The organism is Escherichia sp. E4736 (assembly GCF_005781225.1).
In the GTDB taxonomy this organism is placed as follows: Bacteria; Pseudomonadota; Gammaproteobacteria; order Enterobacterales; family Enterobacteriaceae; genus Escherichia.
The window spans coordinates 19,513-37,183 of sequence record NZ_VATT01000008.1 but is presented as its reverse complement, the minus strand read 5'-3'; the positions used below and the strand labels follow the sequence as shown (position 1 = coordinate 37,183).

Sequence of the window (17,671 nt, the reverse complement as noted above, 5' to 3'; positions counted from 1 at the left end):
TTAGCTACCGGTCAGACCATTTTTTTTCCATCTCTGTGACTTCGCGTTGGTTAACTCAATGTTAAATTGATGTAACATAATCACTTACGTGATGTACGTGTTTCGCGAGTTAAGAACAGAAAAATTGGTCCTACCTGTGCACGAGGTCCGGGAATGAAAGATGAACGTCGCCCTATTTGCGAAGTAGTTGCTGAGAGTATCGAACGGTTAATTATCGACGGCGTACTGAAGGTCGGTCAGCCTCTTCCCTCGGAGCGTCGGCTGTGCGAAAAGCTCGGCTTCTCGCGTTCCGCACTGCGTGAAGGACTGACCGTGCTGCGCGGGCGCGGGATTATTGAAACAGCGCAGGGTCGCGATTCTCGGGTCGCGCGGCTTAATCGGGTCCAGGACACCAGCCCGCTAATTCATCTGTTCAGCACGCAGCCGCGAACGCTGTACGATCTGCTTGACGTTCGCGCATTGCTGGAGGGCGAATCGGCAAGGTTGGCGGCTACGCTGGGAACCCAGGCTGATTTTGTTTTGATAACCCGCTGTTATGAAAAAATGCTCGCTGCCAGTGAGCACAACAAAGCGCTTTCGCTGATCGAACATGCACAGCTGGATCACGCTTTCCATCTCGCCATTTGTCAGGCTTCCCACAATCAGGTGCTGGTGTTTACGCTGCAATCATTGACCGATCTAATGTTTAATTCGGTGTTTGCCAGCGTGAATAATCTCTACCATCGACCACAGCAAAAAAAGCAGATCGATCGCCAGCATGCGCGGATCTATAACGCGGTGTTGCAGCGACTCCCGCATGTCGCCCAGCGCGCCGCCCGCGATCATGTGATGACCGTGAAAAAGAATCTCCACGATATCGAACTGGAAGGCCACCATTTGATTCGTTCGGCGGTGCCGCTGGAAATGAACCAGAGTTAGCTGGAGTCAAATCTGCTTTTCATACAAGCGGTAACGCTTGTACGGCTCCGCCCCAATGCGTTCCAGCATGTTATTCATGCCTGTATTGGTTTCGAGGATCCATGACATTTCCAGCGCATCGATCTTCCGGCGAGCAAACGGATCATGTAAGGCTTCAATCAATAACAGAGCAATCACCGGGCCGATGCGGCTGAACTGATACTCGTCGCGAACCCCCATTAGCGGCACTCGCGCGGTCCGCACACCGCTGACTTTCAAGCGCCACAGCAATTTTGCCCAGCCGAAGGGAAAGAGCGATCCGTTCAGATCGGCAATCGCCTCGTTGATGTTCGGTAAGCCGACAATAAACGCGCAGGGTGCAGAATCAATCTCGGCGATGTAGATCATATCGTCCGGCACCAGATACTTAAGTTGATCGCCCATGGTCGCAAATTCATGTTCGGTAAACGGCACAAATCCCCAGTTGTGCTGCCAGCCGGAGTTGAAAATCTCACGCAGGATCTGCATCTCTTCGGCAAACCGCTGACGATTGATGCAGCGAATGGTCACCTTTTTGCGCACCTGATCCATCAGTTTTTTTAGCGCCGGAGAGAAAGTGAGATCGGTTCGCTGCATCCACCACGCCAGTAAATCAATACCTTTGTGATAACCCAGTTGTTCAATATGCGCGGCATACCACGGTTTACCGTGCGGCATCATCGCACTGGGTGGTGTGTCAAAACCTTCAATCAGTAATCCGCTTTCCTGATTGATATTCAGGCTAAAAGGCCCGGTGATGTTGCGTGCACCTTGTGACTTCAGCCATGCTTCCGCTGCGCCAAATAAAGCTTTAAAAACCTGCAAATCATCAATGGCGTCAATCATGCCGAAATGACCGGTATCCTCGCCGTAACGCTCGCGGTGCAAGGTATCGATTTGCGCGGTAATGCGCCCTACTACCTGCCCCTCTTTTTTCGCCACCCATGCCTGCCAGATGATATGGTCCGTTCCCGGATTCTTTTGTGACAAATGCTCACTGCGTTCAATGCATAAAGGAGGGATCCAGTTTGGATCATCGAGATAAAGTGACGACGGAAAAGCGATAAATGCTTTTAAGTCGTTTTTATTTATTACTTTTTCAATTTTAATCATCAGCAGATCGCATTCCATATTTACGTGGACAACAAATAATTAACGGTGAAAAACAGGCAGTAACCACAACGAACGGCACCTTAATAATCCACCCAATGAATACAAACGAAGACAAAACAATATTTATTAATGATGTTGATAAAACCAGTGACTGCGTTAAACAGTCAATAATGTCTCTTATAGACTTAAGCGACCCGACAAGGCATCACCTTAATACATTCATAAATTAAATATTATTCACAATAAAAAATAACAGAGCAGAACTTATTATCTTAATCAATGTTCAATATCACAACGATGAAAATACTATCTCATTTATCTTTTATGCATATATAATCCACCGCATTATTGTCATTTTATTTTTGATATCCAATTTTCTTGTGGTGTATATGTCCAATAAAATCTTTACGCATTCTTTGCCTATGCGCTATGCCGATTTTCCAACGCTGGTTGATGCTTTGGACTATGCCGCTCTGAGTAACGCCGGAATGAATTTTTATGACAGGCGTAGCCAGCTTGAAGATGAACTGGAATATCACACTTTAAAAGTGCGCGCGGAAACGGGAGCCAGGCGGCTGCTATCGCTGAACCTGAAAAAAGGCGATCGCGTGGCGCTGATTGCCGAAACCAGTAGCGGGTTTGTCGAGGCATTTTTTGCCTGCCAGTATGCTGGATTAGTTGCCGTACCATTGGCGATTCCAATGGGCGTCGGTCAGAGGGATTCCTGGAGCACCAAACTGCAGGGTTTACTGGCAAGCTGCCAACCAGCCGCGATAATCACCGGTGATGAATGGTTGCCGCTGGTCAATGCCGCGACGCATGATAACCCCGAATTACATGTTTTAAGCCACACCTGGTTTAAGGCATTGCCGGAAGCCGATGTTGCGCTCCAGCGTCCAGTTTTAGACGATATCGCCTACCTCCAGTACACCTCCGGCAGCACCCGTTTTCCCCGTGGCGTTATCATCACTCACCGCGAAGTGATGGCTAATCTACGGGCCATCAGCCACGATGGCATTAAATTACGCCCTGGCGACCGCTGCGTCTCCTGGCTGCCTTTCTACCATGATATGGGGCTGGTCGGTTTTCTCCTGACGCCTGTTGCCACGCAGCTTTCGGTGGATTATTTGCGCACCCAGGATTTCGCCATGCGCCCACTGCAATGGCTTAAATTGATCAGTAAAAATCGTGGCACTGTTTCCGTTGCGCCGCCGTTTGGCTATGAATTGTGCCAGCGCCGCGTGAATGAAAAAGATCTCGCTGAGCTGGATCTCTCCTGCTGGCGCGTCGCGGGTATTGGCGCTGAACCCATCTCCGCAGAACAACTCCATCAATTTGCTGAATGTTTCCGTCAGGTTAACTTTGACGATAAAACGTTTATGCCCTGCTACGGACTGGCAGAAAACGCGCTGGCTGTCAGTTTCTCAGATGAAGCCTCCGGAGTTGTGGTCAACGAAGTGGATCGCGATATCCTCGAATACCAGGGTAAAGCCGTGACGCCAGGTGTTGAAACACGTGCCGTATCAACTTTCGTCAACTGTGGTAAGGCGTTGCCGGAACATGGCATTGAAATCCGTAATGAAGCAGGTATACCAGTAGCGGAACGTGTGGTGGGCCATATTTGCATCTCCGGCCCCAGCCTGATGAGCGGTTACTTTGGCGATCAGGCTTCACAAGACGAAATTACCGCGACGGGCTGGTTAGATACCGGCGATCTCGGCTATCTGCTGGACGGTTATCTGTATGTCACCGGGCGCATTAAAGACCTGATTATTATTCGTGGGCGTAATATCTGGCCGCAGGATATTGAATACATTGCGGAACAGGAGCCAGAAATTCACTCTGGCGATGCCATTGCGTTTGTTACCGCCCAGGAAAAAATCATTTTGCAGATCCAGTGTCGGATCAGCGACGCAGAGCGCCGCACGCAGCTTATCCACTCGCTGGCGGCGCGGATACAAAGCGAATTTGGCGTAACCGCGGCTATCGACCTGTTACCGCCCCACAGCATTCCTCGCACATCTTCCGGCAAGCCCGCCCGCGCAGAAGCCAAAAAACGTTATCAGAAGGCCGTTGCCGCCAGTTTCCATGTGCAGGAATCTCTCGCATGAATCAAACTGTCGCGGTAACGGGCGCTACCGGGTTTATCGGTAAATATATTGTCGATAACCTGCTCGCCCGCGGCTTTCACGTCCGCGCATTGACGCGTACTTCCCGCGCTCACGTCAGCGATAATCTCATCTGGGTACGCGGTTCGCTGGAAGATACGCATTCACTTAGCGAGTTGGTTGCCGGTGCCGGTGCTGTGGTCCATTGCGCCGGGCAAGTACGCGGACACAAAGAGGATGTCTTTACTCGCTGTAACGTTGACGGCAGTCTGCGCCTGATGCAGGCGGCAAAAGAGAGTGGCTTTTGCCAACGTTTTCTTTTTATCTCTTCGCTGGCGGCGCGCCATCCCGAACTCTCCTGGTACGCGAAATCCAAACACGTCGCCGAACAACGACTAGCAGCAATGGCGGACGAAATTACGCTGGGCATTTTTCGCCCAACAGCAGTCTATGGCCCCGGCGATAAAGAGTTAAAACCACTGTTTGACTGGATGCTGCGTGGCCTGCTGCCACGGCTGGGCGCACCAGAGACGCAGCTCTCTTTCCTGCACGTCACCGATTTTGCGCAAGCCGTGGGTCAGTGGTTAAGCACCGATTCCGTACAGATGCAAACCTATGAATTATGTGATGGTGTCGCCGGTGGCTATGACTGGCAGCGCGTGCAACAACTGGCCGCCGCCGCCCGTCAAGGAGCTGTACGGATGGTCGGCATTCCTCTGCCGTTGCTCACCTGCCTTGCAGATGTCAGTACCGCGTTGAGTCGCCTGGCCGGTAAAGAACCTATGCTGACCCGCTCGAAAATTCGTGAATTAACCCACGCCGACTGGTCGGCAAGTAATAACCGTATTTCTGAAGATATTAATTGGTTTCCCGGGATTAGCCTGGAACACGCATTACGCAACGGGCTATTTTGATTGTCTTGTTTAAAGGTGTGTTAACGTTTCTATGGTAAATCGTGAAATAGTAATGGATTACATCCTTTCCTGTTTACAGGATTTGGTCGAAAACGGTGTGGAAATTAAGCCTGACAGCGATCTCGTCAACGATCTCGGCCTGGAGTCGATTAAAGTGATGGATCTCTTAATGATGCTGGAAGACAGATTTGATATTTCCATTCCTATTAATATTCTGCTGGATGTCAAAACCCCTGTGCAATTAATGGAAACACTACTTCCATGGCTGGAGAATAAATAATGGGGCTATACGATAAATATGCGCGTCTTGCGGGCGAGCGACTGCAATTTAGCGATAACGGGTTAACGCCGTTTGGCACCTGTATTGATGAAGTGTATTCCGCCACCGAAGGGCGCATTGGCGATAAAAAAGTGATTCTGGCCGGGACCAATAATTATCTCGGTTTAACCTTCAATCATAATGCCATCGCCGATGGTCAGGCAGCGTTAGCAACGCAAGGCACCGGCACCACCGGTTCACGTATGGCTAATGGTAGTTATGCGCCGCATCTGGCGTTAGAGAAAGAGATCGCCGAGTTTTTCAATCGTCCTACCGCTATCGTTTTTTCAACCGGTTATACCGCTAATTTAGGTGTCATCAGCGCACTTGCCGACCATAACGCCGTGGTGTTGTTGGATGCTGACAGCCACGCCAGTATTTATGACGCCTGTTCTCTCGGCGGCGCGGAAATTATTCGTTTCCGCCATAATGATGCTAAAGATCTGGAACGTCGCATGGTTCGCCTCGGTGAACGGGCAAAAGAGGCGATTATCATCGTTGAAGGCATCTACAGTATGCTCGGTGACGTCGCACCACTGGCGGAAATCGTTGATATCAAACGTCGTCTCGGCGGTTATTTGATTGTCGATGAAGCGCATTCATTTGGCGTGTTAGGCGCAACGGGGCGCGGACTGGTTGAAGCCGTTGGCGTTGAAGATGATGTGGATATTATCGTTGGCACCTTCAGTAAAAGCCTGGCTTCTATTGGTGGTTTTGCCGTGGGTTCGGAAGCGATGGAAGTGCTGCGCTACGGCAGCCGTCCGTATATTTTTACCGCCTCCCCTTCTCCTTCCTGCATTGCAACCGTGCGCTCGTCGTTAAGAACCATTGCCACTCAACCAGAGCTGCGGCAAAAACTGATGGATAATGCCAACCATCTGTATGACGGGCTGCAAAAACTGGGTTACGAGTTAAGCTCACATATTAGTCCGGTAGTGCCGGTAATAATCGGTTCGAAAGAGGAAGGTTTACGCATCTGGCGTGAGCTTATTTCGCTGGGCGTGTATGTGAATCTTATCCTGCCACCTGCCGCGCCTGCGGGTATTACGCTGTTGCGCTGTAGCGTTAATGCTGCCCACAGTCGCGAGCAAATTGATGCCATCATTCAGGCATTTGCGACCCTGAAGCAGTAATATTGGCCGCCGTGGTGTTACCCCACGGCGGGATTATTAATGTTGCCTGTCGTACCAATACACCAACATTAACGCCACCAGCACAAACGCTACTGGTAAACCGAGTGCGGTAGCGGGCGCACTCAACGCAAATAGCAATCCCAGATTGACCATGATTTGATAGCTAATCCAGGTAAGCAAGCCAACGATGACGCCTACAGCGAGACGGCTACCCATCCCCGGTGAGCGCGGGGCGCTAAAGGTAAAGGGCACAGCCAGTAAAATCATTGCCAGAGTTAAAATGGGTTGCCCCAGCTTCTCCCACAGTGCAAGGCGGTATTCGCTGCTGGGTTGTCCGGTTTCCTGCAAATAATGGATGTAATGATTGAGCTGACGGACAGAAAAAGTATTCCCCGGCATCGATAACTCTTCAAGGTTCATACTGGTGAATGCCGATTGCCAGCCAAGATTGGCTAATGTTTCCTGCGTTTCTTTGCCATTCAGCCATTTTTTATGATTCACGCCGTGCAGGATCCACGTTTTGCCGTCTTCAATGGTGGCACTGCGTGCATAAATGTAGGATTCGAGCGAGAGATCGTCGCGATAGTGAAATATCTCTATGCCTACCGGCTGGCCCTGTTCATTTAGCGATTTCACCGTTACAAATTCATTGCCGCGCCTGGCCCACAGCATATTGCCGGTAATGTCATCGTCCTCCCCCAACACGGTGGCAGTCGATTTGATTTGCAGCGCCTGTTGCTGCAATGGCGACGCCACCCACTCATCAATCGCGCCTAACGAAACAGTCCACAGTATCCCGGCGACCAGCGCCACCAGTGCAATACGGAAGATAGAAAACCCCGTGCTGCGAATGGCGGTAAGTTCACTATTTTTCGATAACTGCCCGAGACCAACAATCCCACCCAATAACGCGATAAACGGCGAAAGTTCGACCAGTGTGCGCGGTAAGGTCATCAGTACCACCAGCACCGCCTGAGTCCAGAGATAACCACCCGGACTGACATCATCCAGTTCGTTAATCAAGTTGAAGGTGGTAAAAAGCGGCAGCAGTAGCCCGGCAGCGGCAGCAAAACCGAGGAAGAGATGGCGGATTAAATAGCGACTGAAAACATTCATCGGGAAAATTTCTGCAGCAAGGAGAAGTCGCGTGCGACCAGCATCAACAGGCCCATTAGCATGAGTCCGGGCACTAACCACAAACCAGGAATGAGGGGAATCGTGCCGTTAGCCACCAGCGTACGGCAGACGTCACCACCATAAAAAATGGCAACAAACAGCAACGTCAGTGGCAGTAACGTTGAAAATCGCCCTTGCCGCGGTTTTACCCGACTTAAAGAGATGGCCAGCAGAGCCATCAACAACGCTGTCAGGCCACGGCTTTGTCGCCATTGCAGTTCGGCATGATCGGCAGGAAATACAGAGCGCGCCAGTTCCGCGACCGATTTCGCTTTACGTTTGACGTTGGCACTTTGATCCAGTGGATTAAGATGTAATTGCAGATTACGGTAGATCTGTTCGTTGTCGTCACGACCCTGATGATCAAGAAGATAGGCGGTCCCGTTGTGCAACATAACGGTCGGTTTCTCGGGTGATGGGTCAACCACATCAACCGAACGGGCGCGGAAAACACGGGTTCGATTGGCAGTAGAAGTATAAATCAGCGCGTCAGTCAGGCGATTATTATCCTGATCAACCGTCTGCGAAATGATCATTCGTCCGTTATCGTTAGTGTTAAATTTCTTTGCCCGCAACTGGCGAACATCCAGCTCCGACTGCGACTGTTGTTCCAGTTGATAAATCTGCGCATAAGCCCAGGGCCGACCATACATCGACAACAGCGTGACAAAAATGCTTAATGGAATTGCCAGATACATAACGGCTTTATACAAACGTGTGGGACTGGCGCCCGCCGCAGAGATAGCGGTAATTTCTGAGTCGGTATACATCTGCCCAAGAGTCACACCAACCGACACATACAGGCCCACTGGAAGTAACATTTCAAGCGCTATCAGCACTTTGTAGAAAACAACATTAAGTACTACATCAAGCGCTAAAGTCCCATTGGCTGCTTCGGTCAGGTAACGCTGTGCAGAGTAACTGGCGAAGATAAAGATCAAAAAACCAACGATAATCAGCACCAGACGGCGCGTACCACGCATGATGTAGTGTTCAACCAGCTTCATCTCACTAACGTCCTCAATCCTTTGAGTTTTTTATTCATTGATCAGCTTCTGCGCCAACGCAATGACCTGATCAACCTCTTCTGGCGTCAGGCTGCCGTCCTTCGCCCACTGAATTTGCCCGTATTTATTCAGCACCAGAATGGTTGAACTCTGTTCCGGCAGTTGCCAGGCAACGCGCCCCAGACCGCTGCCGTCGATTACGAATTGCGCCCACGGATAACGACGTTTATTTTTTTCAATTTTACCTGTCACAAAATAGCCGGTGCCGAAGATGGCATCATCGGTGTTCACAATGGTGGTGGGCTGAAAACGATCCTGAGGAAAGTTTGCTGTTTCTACTGCTTTGATTAACAGAGAGTTCTTCTTCTTCGCTGACTTTCGTCCGGCGATATACTGAATAATGCGGACTTTTCCCTTCAGCTGCGTGCTGTTCCACTTTTGATAGTAAATTTCGTCATTTTTGAGCAGTAATTCGCCACCGTCCTGAATATAAACAGGTGTGACCGGTTTTCCGATGACGAAATTGTGCGCAGTAGCGCCGAACGAGAAGAGTGAAAATATCAGCGCAGTAATCAGACGAGAGGACATCATTACTCCGGTTATAGCGGAAAACGCGAAATCAGCAGTTCTAAGCGCTGACGAATATCGCTGTCGAGTGCCACTGGCGCATCATACGATTGGCGATTGTCCAAATCATCCGCCACCATGTCGTCGTGCTTATCCCCCATCAGGCCATTAATGGCCGCCAGGAAGCGGGAAATCTGCAACGCCTCTGTATTTTCGGGATCAAGCGATCTTAGAGTGTCGTAATAAGAAACCTGCTGACTGATGATTTTTCGCACATCATGAAATTCCCTGCCGGTTAGCTGCGGCCTGGCAATAATTTCTTTCAGGATGCGCATTTGCTTCTGCCGATAAGCGATAAAACCATTAACGCTTTCTAGCTGGCTATGGCGTAATGAATAGTTCACCAGCCACCAGACAGGAGAGCTTAAATAAATACGTAACAGGTTGCCGTAATACGACACAATATTTTTCTTACCGTTACGAAAACCATCCTGAAAACGCCCCAGAAAAACGGTCGTTTTGCCAAATAAAAAACCAGCCTGATGCTTCTTTAAATACAGCCGTTGCGCAAAACGCAGATGCTTGTAGCGCGCTCGCATGTATTTATACTGTTTGCGTTCTTCGTCGGTAAGAGGGTCACCTTTAGCCTGCTTCAGGGTCAGGTGGAGTAACGCCTTGCGATTGACTCCGTCCAACCAGAATCTCAGGCATAATGCATAATTATCATGAATAATTTCCGATGAACAACGCAGTGCGATCGTTGGTGGTAAGCTAACTTGAGCGTCAACAACATCATCTTCTTCGACCGCGATAAATAAACGCTCACTGACCTCAAGTGGAAAATATTTTTTCATCATTGGGATTTTTCTCCCACTGCGTTATAGGCCAATAAATGGCGTTGAAAGAACGCCTTTAATGTCGGAATTAACGAGAGCACCACATCAAGACATTGCCCACCGAAGTAAGCAAATGCTGCCCCCAGCACGCCAAACAGATGGCAGAACATGAACAGCAACACGATGTAGCCGATAGAGGCGATGGTTTGCGCCACGAGAAAAGCACGCTGTTTCCCTGCCATTAGCAATAATGACTCCTGTGGGAAGCCCAGCATCGAAATAACAATGGCTCCGAGCATCACCTGGATCAGGTCATACGCTTCGAGATACTTAACACCAAACACCAGTGAAATAAGTGGCTTGCCAACGATTAACACGGCCAGCGCCACCAGAATGCCAATCCCACCAGCCAGTAATCCAGACTTCACACCCAGGAGCCACGGTCTGGTAGTTCGTGGATCTAAGCGCATGACTTCAGGGTAAAAACTCTTACCCAACAAACTGGCGGGCGTCCCGGCAGCATCGAAGAATGTCATGGCGATTTTAAATAACCCGGCAGCAGCTGGCCCTAATACGATCCCCACCAGTACCGTGCTACATGAATTACGCGCCGACCAAATGGAATGGGCAATGTTGGTTGACCAGACAAAACTCCATGCGCCTTTGATGTGTCGGGCAGACTCAAACAGATTCAATTTGAACGCGTTATGGATATTTCTGCGGCGTAATTCGCGCGCGGCAAACCACCAGTACATGGTGCCGCCAACCAGATTCGATGCGTACCAGGCGATAACAAATCCGGCAAAGCCAAAGTTAAAATACCAGGCGATGACGCTGCCCGCCGCACGCAGAAAAGGTTTCGTCGCCTGCTGTACAGCAATTAAGTCGAAGCGATCAACCGCACGCAAAATGCCGGTCGGCGTGGAGGAAGCCATTGAAGGAATAAGTGTGCAATAGAGCGCCGCCAGCCAAAAGCTTTGGTCATCCAGACCTAATGAATGGGAAAGGAATGGCAGTAAGGCAATGCCGCCGACAATCGCCACCGCGCCGCTGACGATATCCAGCGAGAAGGAAAATGAGACAACATTACGGAATTGCTGAGGATTATTGTTGGTTAATGCTGGCGTTCCGTACTGCACCACCAACTGCCATGTCTGAAACTTAATAAAATCACTAATCGACTTGGCATAAGACTGTATGACGACAAGTACGCCAAACATCGCTGGCGTCATTCCTTTACCGGCGCACGAAAGCGCCAGTAAGCCCAGCAAGGCACTCACGACATTGCTGGAACCTAACCAAGCGCTGTTACGAATAATGGTGCGAAAGGCTCCATCTGCAAACCAATGTTTGATGTTAAAACCTGCCAATTCAGCCAGACCTTATCGTTGAAAAATGAAAAATATCCCGTCTGCCTTAAGTCAAGCTTCGGCGGTCAGAAACGATGGCAACCAGAGAAATCGCTTTCTGTGCCTGTTCCAGCACTTCGCTGTAGGGCGCTCTGGAATCAATCTCTAAAATTTTTGTGCCGTTATAGCCAATCTTCGACATGACGCCGATTTTGTCCTGCAACTCGGCATAGTCATGGTCAGGCTTGCGGGAGATGGCAGTATCAATATCAATCCCCAAACGAATGATTAATTCAGGACGGTACTGCGCCATTTGTTGGTATAACTGTCGCTCGCGCTGCGCCAGAAATTGGTTGATTTTCCCGGTCGCGCGCTCGACGCCAATCCCCGGCCCGTCATAATAAAAACCGGAAATTTCCGCCTGCGGAAAGCGATCGCTGACCACCAGTACGCCGCTTTGCGCCAGTCGCTGAACCTTACGAAGGTTCGCCATTCTTCGCAGCGAGAAGCCGTACATAATCACCGCCGCCCAGAGCGCCGGAGAGCGAGTTTTCATGCTTTGGGTTTTCGAGGATTTTGCCGCCAGTCGCCGCTCCAGCCAGACACCAACCAACGGTAATCGTTTGATTTTGTCGCCGTCTTCACCGGACAGTAGCCCCAGATAGCGCCGCTCGGTTTGCCAGTGCTGTTGCAATGATTTCACCAGATCGGTGGTCAGCGTGGATTTGCCGGTGCCATCGCACCCGACCACCGCAATTAGCCCCGGAATGTAGCTGGGCTGCGGCGCGGTAGTGCTGTTAACAGCTTGCGTTTGTAGTGCATCCATTCTTTAAATCATCCCCTATCCATTTTGGTGATCAGGAAAGTGCGGCGTGAATTGCACGTAGTGACGCTTGCAGGATTTCATCGGCTGGTTGCCGACCATCCAGTTCAAGGATCCTGGCGCCGTTGAAAGTCAGTTGCGGCGTAATGGCGATTTTTTCCTGTAACGCTGCCAGTTGATGGTCAGGTTTACGCGAAAACGCGGTTTGTTCATCAATGCCAAGACGAATCAACAATACGGGCAAATAAGACGCCATCCATTGGTACAGCTTCAGCTCGCGCTGCCTTAACATTTTTACCCAGCCATTACCGCCTTTAGTTTTAGCCAGTTGTGGACCATCAAAACGAAAGCCAGGGACTTCAACCTGCGGGTAGCGGTCGGTAATCAACAAAAAGCCATGCTGGCTTTTTCTCAACATTTTTCGAAACTTGTACGCCCGCCAGCAGGAAAGCAAATAGATAACCAGCGCGGTAATATTGCCAGGCGGTGTTGAGGGCTTTTCATGTACATGAGCTGCCTTACCCCGCAGATAACGCCCAAAAGGGGCGCCAATTATAGGGAACTGTGAAATCCATTCGCCAATTCGTCCGGAAGACTGCCCAAGATAAATTTGTTCTGTTGGCATTATTGCTGCCAGTTCATTCACCAGGCTTGCCGTGAGGGTCGATTTACCTGAACCATCACATCCCACAATGGCAATAACACGCACTGGCATGGAATTAATTATTGACATATTACGTTGATTCACGAAAAACCCGGCAGCAAATAATGTATTGAATATTACGTGGTCCGTGCTCAGAATATCCGTTCAACCTTATTGTGACAATGGTTAATTGTGACATTGACCTGAATTACGCTTTCATTAAAACATATTAACCAGATAAATATTTGGGATGGATATTTAAATTTAAGGATATATTCATGCAGTCTATAACACCTCCATTAATAGCCGTTATTGGTAGTGATGGTTCAGGCAAGTCAACGGTTTGTGAACATCTCATTACCGTTGTCGAAAAATATGGTGCCGCAGAAAGAGTTCATTTAGGAAAGCAAGCCGGAAATGTCGGTCGTGCAGTGGTAAAACTGCCCTTAATGGGAAAATCGCTTAATAAATCAATTGAACGCAATAAAGTGAAAACAGCGAAAAAATTGCCTGGGCCAGTTCCGGCGCTGGTAATTACAGCGTTTGTCGCCCGCCGCTTACTGCGCTTTCGTCATATGCTTGCCTGTCGTCGTCGCGGGTTAATTGTTTTGACCGACCGTTATCCACAGGACCAGATTCCTGGCGCTTATGATGGTACGGTGTTCCCGCCTAACGTTGAAGGTGGTCGTTTTGTGTCATGGCTGGCAAGTCAGGAACGTAAAGCATTTCACTGGATGGCGAGCCATAAGCCTGATCTGGTCATCAAACTCAATGTCTCCCTGGACGTGGCCTGCGCGCGTAAGCCTGACCACAAACGAGAATCTCTGGCGAAGAAAATTGCCATAACGCCAAAGTTAACCTTTGGAGGCGCGCAACTGGTTGATATCGATGCCAATCAACCGCTGGAACAAGTGCTGGTTGATGCGGAAAAAGCGATAATGGATTTTATGACAGCGCGAGGTTATCGCTAGTCAGAAGTGATAATGCCCGATCGCAGGACCGGGCATTAACAGGAAGGTTAGATAAGCTGCAATGCAATCCAGTACAGACTACCAGACAGAAAAATTGCCGCCGGTAAGGTAAACACCCACGCCATCAGGATACTGGTTACCGTTTTACGCTGTAACCCACCGCCATCTACCACCATCGTCCCCGCCACCGCAGAAGAGAGTACGTGAGTTGTGGAAACAGGCATCCCAATATAACTGGCAAGACCGATAGATACCGCCGCCGTCATCTGCGCCGCCATCCCTTGTGCATAAGTCATGCCGCGCTTACCAATTTTCTCACCGATGGTCATCGCTACACGGCGCCAGCCAATCATGGTGCCAATACCGAGTGCTAAAGCCACCGCCATGATGATCCACACTGGAGCATATTCAATGGTGCTTAACATATCGCTGCGCAGTTTTTTCAGCAGGCTCTGGTCTTCTTTGCTAACGCCTGGCAGTTTCGCCAGCTTCGCAGAGGTATCAGAGATACAAAGCATAATACGGCGCAGCTGACTGCGTTGACTTACGTTTAACGGCTCGTAGCTTTCCATATTGCCCGGCAGCATCGTTTTAACGCGCGCAATCGCATCAAAGGTATTTGCCGGATGACAATGGAACTCCGTCACTTGCGTGCCATCAGTCGATGCCGCAGGCAATGGAGGTTCCATCGCAATCAACTTCTGCGGTAGTTCAGGATGCTGTTGCAGATAGTGTTCGAAATTGATGACGGCATCGCGGGTACGGGTAATTTCATAGCCGGACGCGTTCATATTGACGACGAAACCTGCAGGGGCAATCCCCACCAGTACCAGCATCACCAGGCCGATCCCTTTCTGCCCGTCGTTCGCGCCGTGCGAAAACGCCACGCCCGCAGCGGAAACAATCAGCGCAATACGCGTCCAGAATGGCGGCTTACGTTTGCCTTTTTTCTTTTTGCGATCTTCAGGAATGCGGTGAATACGGTCACGCTTTTTCGTCCCGCTCCAGAAACGGCGCAGCAGGAAAATCAGACCACCCGCAATGACCAGGCCGACGATGGGGGAGACAATTAACGAGGAGAAAATCTTGGTCACTTCACGCAGGTTTAACGCATCCATCACCGACGAGCCGGTCAATAGCGCGTTGGTTAAGCCGATGCCGATAATCGCGCCAATCAATGTGTGTGAACTGGAGGCCGGTAAACCAAAGAACCACGTTCCCAGGTTCCAGATAATCGCCGCCAGCAGCATGGAAAAGACCATCGCCAGACCGTGGGTTGACCCCATATTCAGCAACAAATCAGTTGGCAACATATGGACGATGGCATAGGCGACGCTAAGTCCGCCAAGCAATACGCCAAAAAAGTTAAAAAATGCCGCCATCACCACGGCAAGTTGTGGCTGCATGGCACGAGTATAAATAACGGTTGCCACCGCATTCGCCGTGTCATGAAAACCATTAATTGCTTCGTAGAACAACACAAATGCCAGAGCAAGTAATAACAAAAGCCCTGTGTATATATCAAGGCCAACAAATAAATTTAGCATATATTAGATTACGCCATTTTGAATTTACGAACGGACGCATTATCAGTGACTTTAACGGCGCGGGCAAAGTGAAATATCATTTTTTAACGATAAAAAGAGTGTTATTTCTTTAGTATCAGATAATAAGTTGCCATTCAAAATTTTAAGAAATAATTAATGGCGAATCATTTCAATCATTAATACATTCATATAGTGAATTTATTAACTTAATGTATTTCAATATTCAATATCTTGAGCATTCCATGAACGATTTTCCGTGCTGACTATTTTTGATAATCAGCACGGGTTTGCGAAAAAGTCTATTACTCTTTCAGCACAATTAACGGCTCAATATCACTCTCTTTTTTGATGACCAGAGATTCATCGCCGCGCAAACACGTCCCACCGTAGTTGCCGCCCACGGTGAAAGTACATACCTGAATGTATTTACCGTCCACTTTTGGCAGACACCACAGTTGCTGGTAGATATTTTTCTGCTCGGCAAATTTACCGCTGGTTTGGTCGAGCACCTCTTCATGATGGCTGACCAGGTCGATATTGCTACCACAGCGACCGGCAATCGGTTTCACGGCGTAACCGGTTTTCACCAGTTCATCATTAACAGTGAAATCGGTATCCAGCAGATAACGATGATGCGGGAACAGCGACCAGAGAATTGGCAGAATCGCTTTGTTGCCAGGGATAACCGTCCAAAGCGGTTCAAAGACCAGCACTTCCGGACGCAGCAGAACGTCGATCAGGCGCACTTCATTTTGCGGGTGACCAGTGCGAATCGGGACCGCAGCAAATTCACGGTCGCTGACTTCGCGAATCTGATCAAACGCCGTTTCCCACGCCCAGGTCTTCCAAACGCAGTTAACCAGTCGCCCTTCCCCATCAATTAGTTGTCCGGCAGCATCCCAGCCCAGTTCATCTAGCCCGCGCAAGATACGCGTTTCAAAGCCCGCCTGTTGCAGCGCCTGCTCCATAAACTGAGCGTGATAGTTCTCTTCAATATCTTTGTCCTGCATGATATGGACAAACGGACGCGCGCGACTGTGTTTCCACGCGCCAGCCAGTTCGGTAATCAGACCTTCCGCCGGATTGAAGCCGTTGCCTTTATAGCCCTGCTCCGCCCAACGTTCGAGGATCAAGCCCGCTTCAGTATGACAGGAGGCGGAGTCGGCGTTGTATTCATAGACCTTCAGGCCACGCTCATCCATACAAAAATCCATACGACCGGTGATCATATGGTGGCGACGACGCTGCCAGGAGAGACGCAAACGCGGCCAGAGGATTTTCGGAATATCGAACAGTGCCAGCAGGTTGTCATCTTTCAGCACTTTATCGGTAGCGTGAAGATACATCAGATGCAGCTCGTTGGTGGCTTTAACCAGTTCCTGTTCGGCGCTCTCCGTAATGGTGTAGTAATGATACGGATCCTGATTGATCACCTGACCGTTCGCCTGCACGTAGGCGTTTTGCAGCGGATCTTTTTCATCCAGCCATTTACCGTCAAACTGGCCTTTGTCTTCCAGGCGCGCTCCGCTGATCTTCAACAAATCGCCTGCAATTTCCGGCTGTGGCAAGCTGTATTCGGTATCTTCCGTCTGAATCATCCAACCCAGAATAGTGGTGTCATCAAAGGTGTCTTTGAGGGTATAGCAGCCGTTTTCTACCACCATCTCCAGCTCGCGCGTCCACTGTTGCCCTTGCGGCAACGGGGAATGAATCACGTTCTGTTCGGCAATACGGACTTTGTTGCCATGTAATTGCGTAATGATGGCGACATGGCCGGTATCTTTAAATTCACCGCCTTTATCCCAGATAAGAAGCGCGCCCGCGACCGGCGCACGCGGCGAACCGTTAGGAAATGCCTGCAATGGCAGAATGTTGTCATTAACCACTTCACGCAAGAAGCGCAGCGAGAAAATCTCCCACGCCATGCCCACGTCAGTGAAGACCACACCGTAGTTCAGAAAGAGAAAACGGCGAGCAAACTCAACGCATTGCCATTTGTGGCCCATATATTCGTCGTCGATATAGCTACGGAATACGGCATCATCTTCGTATTCCTGCGGATCGAGAGAACTGTAATCTGAAGAGTAGATTGCTACACCACCGGGGGCGTAGCCCAATAACGTCCCGAACGGGGCATCCTGGCTGGTCGTTCCTTTGCTCATCACTTTACCTTTAACAATACAACCTAAGCAGTTGGCGTAATTGTTGTGCTCTGATTACCTGCTCAGC

General features: G+C 49.8%; 16 protein-coding genes. 6 read left to right on the top strand and 10 right to left on the bottom strand.

Annotation, left to right across the window (positions count from 1 at the left end):
• The first annotated feature begins 153 nt into the window (after positions 1–153).
• The gene (gene glcC / locus FEK46_RS06365; RefSeq protein ID WP_135559834.1) at positions 154–918 is read left to right on the top strand and encodes a transcriptional regulator GlcC; all 765 of its coding nucleotides are present in this window, start codon (positions 154–156) and stop codon (positions 916–918) included.
• Between the two features lie 6 nt (positions 919–924).
• On the opposite strand, the gene yghO is transcribed toward glcC, so the two are convergent.
• Positions 925–2,067 carry a protein YghO gene (gene yghO / locus FEK46_RS06360; protein WP_171021371.1) on the bottom strand — a complete coding sequence of 381 codons (1,143 nt, stop codon included), beginning with the start codon at positions 2,065–2,067 and terminating at the stop codon, positions 925–927.
• A 371-nt stretch (positions 2,068–2,438) separates the two neighbouring features.
• Between yghO and FEK46_RS06355 the strand changes: the two genes are divergently transcribed.
• The 4 genes from FEK46_RS06355 to FEK46_RS06340 are packed head-to-tail and all read left to right on the top strand — an operon-like array spanning position 2,439 to position 6,523.
• Positions 2,439–4,160 (top strand): fatty acyl-AMP ligase, encoded by a 1,722-nt coding sequence (locus tag FEK46_RS06355; RefSeq protein ID WP_214251105.1) that lies wholly within the window; start codon positions 2,439–2,441, stop codon positions 4,158–4,160.
• Positions 4,157–5,071, top strand: coding sequence for an NAD-dependent epimerase/dehydratase family protein (locus FEK46_RS06350; RefSeq protein ID WP_135559835.1), 915 nt, complete (start codon positions 4,157–4,159; stop codon positions 5,069–5,071). Before FEK46_RS06355 ends, FEK46_RS06350 begins: the two co-directional genes overlap by 4 nt.
• A gap of 31 nt (positions 5,072–5,102) precedes the next feature.
• Positions 5,103–5,351 carry an acyl carrier protein gene (locus FEK46_RS06345; RefSeq protein ID WP_001697422.1) on the top strand — a complete coding sequence of 83 codons (249 nt, stop codon included), beginning with the start codon at positions 5,103–5,105 and terminating at the stop codon, positions 5,349–5,351.
• Positions 5,351–6,523, top strand: coding sequence for an aminotransferase class I/II-fold pyridoxal phosphate-dependent enzyme (locus FEK46_RS06340; protein WP_135490353.1), 1,173 nt, complete (start codon positions 5,351–5,353; stop codon positions 6,521–6,523). The genes FEK46_RS06345 and FEK46_RS06340 overlap by 1 nt, the downstream gene beginning before the upstream one ends.
• Positions 6,524–6,559: 36 nt before the next feature.
• Here the strand turns inward: FEK46_RS06340 and lptG are convergent, their stop codons facing one another.
• Genes lptG through FEK46_RS06305 form a run of 7 tightly spaced genes read right to left on the bottom strand, consistent with a single transcriptional unit; the run spans position 6,560 to position 13,029 of the window.
• Positions 6,560–7,639, bottom strand: coding sequence for an LPS export ABC transporter permease LptG (lptG, locus tag FEK46_RS06335; protein ID WP_135559836.1), 1,080 nt, complete (start codon positions 7,637–7,639; stop codon positions 6,560–6,562).
• Positions 7,636–8,706, bottom strand: coding sequence for an LPS export ABC transporter permease LptF (lptF, locus tag FEK46_RS06330; RefSeq protein WP_135559837.1), 1,071 nt, complete (start codon positions 8,704–8,706; stop codon positions 7,636–7,638). Before lptF ends, lptG begins: the two co-directional genes overlap by 4 nt.
• A 30-nt stretch (positions 8,707–8,736) precedes the next feature.
• Positions 8,737–9,294, bottom strand: a complete 558-nt coding sequence (locus FEK46_RS06325; RefSeq protein WP_130259458.1) for a YtfJ family protein — start codon at positions 9,292–9,294, stop codon at positions 8,737–8,739.
• A gap of 11 nt (positions 9,295–9,305) precedes the next feature.
• Positions 9,306–10,130, bottom strand: coding sequence for a hypothetical protein (locus FEK46_RS06320; protein ID WP_130218126.1), 825 nt, complete (start codon positions 10,128–10,130; stop codon positions 9,306–9,308).
• Positions 10,127–11,479, bottom strand: coding sequence for a lipopolysaccharide biosynthesis protein (locus FEK46_RS06315; RefSeq protein ID WP_130223985.1), 1,353 nt, complete (start codon positions 11,477–11,479; stop codon positions 10,127–10,129). Before FEK46_RS06315 ends, FEK46_RS06320 begins: the two co-directional genes overlap by 4 nt.
• 46 nt (positions 11,480–11,525) lie before the next feature.
• The gene (locus FEK46_RS06310; RefSeq protein ID WP_135559838.1) at positions 11,526–12,284 is read right to left on the bottom strand and encodes a hypothetical protein; all 759 of its coding nucleotides are present in this window, start codon (positions 12,282–12,284) and stop codon (positions 11,526–11,528) included.
• A gap of 31 nt (positions 12,285–12,315) precedes the next feature.
• The gene (locus tag FEK46_RS06305) at positions 12,316–13,029 is read right to left on the bottom strand and encodes a dTMP kinase (protein ID WP_135559839.1); all 714 of its coding nucleotides are present in this window, start codon (positions 13,027–13,029) and stop codon (positions 12,316–12,318) included.
• 173 nt (positions 13,030–13,202) lie between these two features.
• Here FEK46_RS06305 and FEK46_RS06300 point away from each other — a divergent pair, with 173 nt between their 5' ends.
• Positions 13,203–13,895, top strand: coding sequence for a dTMP kinase (locus tag FEK46_RS06300; protein WP_130208019.1), 693 nt, complete (start codon positions 13,203–13,205; stop codon positions 13,893–13,895).
• A 47-nt stretch (positions 13,896–13,942) separates the two neighbouring features.
• Here FEK46_RS06300 and pitB read toward each other — a convergent pair whose 3' ends face one another.
• Together pitB and gss are read right to left on the bottom strand one after the other, a co-directional pair.
• A complete protein-coding gene (pitB, locus tag FEK46_RS06295; RefSeq protein WP_130208021.1) occupies positions 13,943–15,442 on the bottom strand; it encodes an inorganic phosphate transporter PitB in 1,500 nt (499 codons plus the stop codon).
• Positions 15,443–15,744: 302 nt separating this feature from the next.
• Complete coding sequence (gene gss / locus FEK46_RS06290; protein ID WP_130208023.1) at positions 15,745–17,604, bottom strand: bifunctional glutathionylspermidine amidase/synthase; 1,860 nt, start codon at positions 17,602–17,604, stop codon at positions 15,745–15,747.
• Positions 17,605–17,671 lie beyond the last annotated feature (67 nt).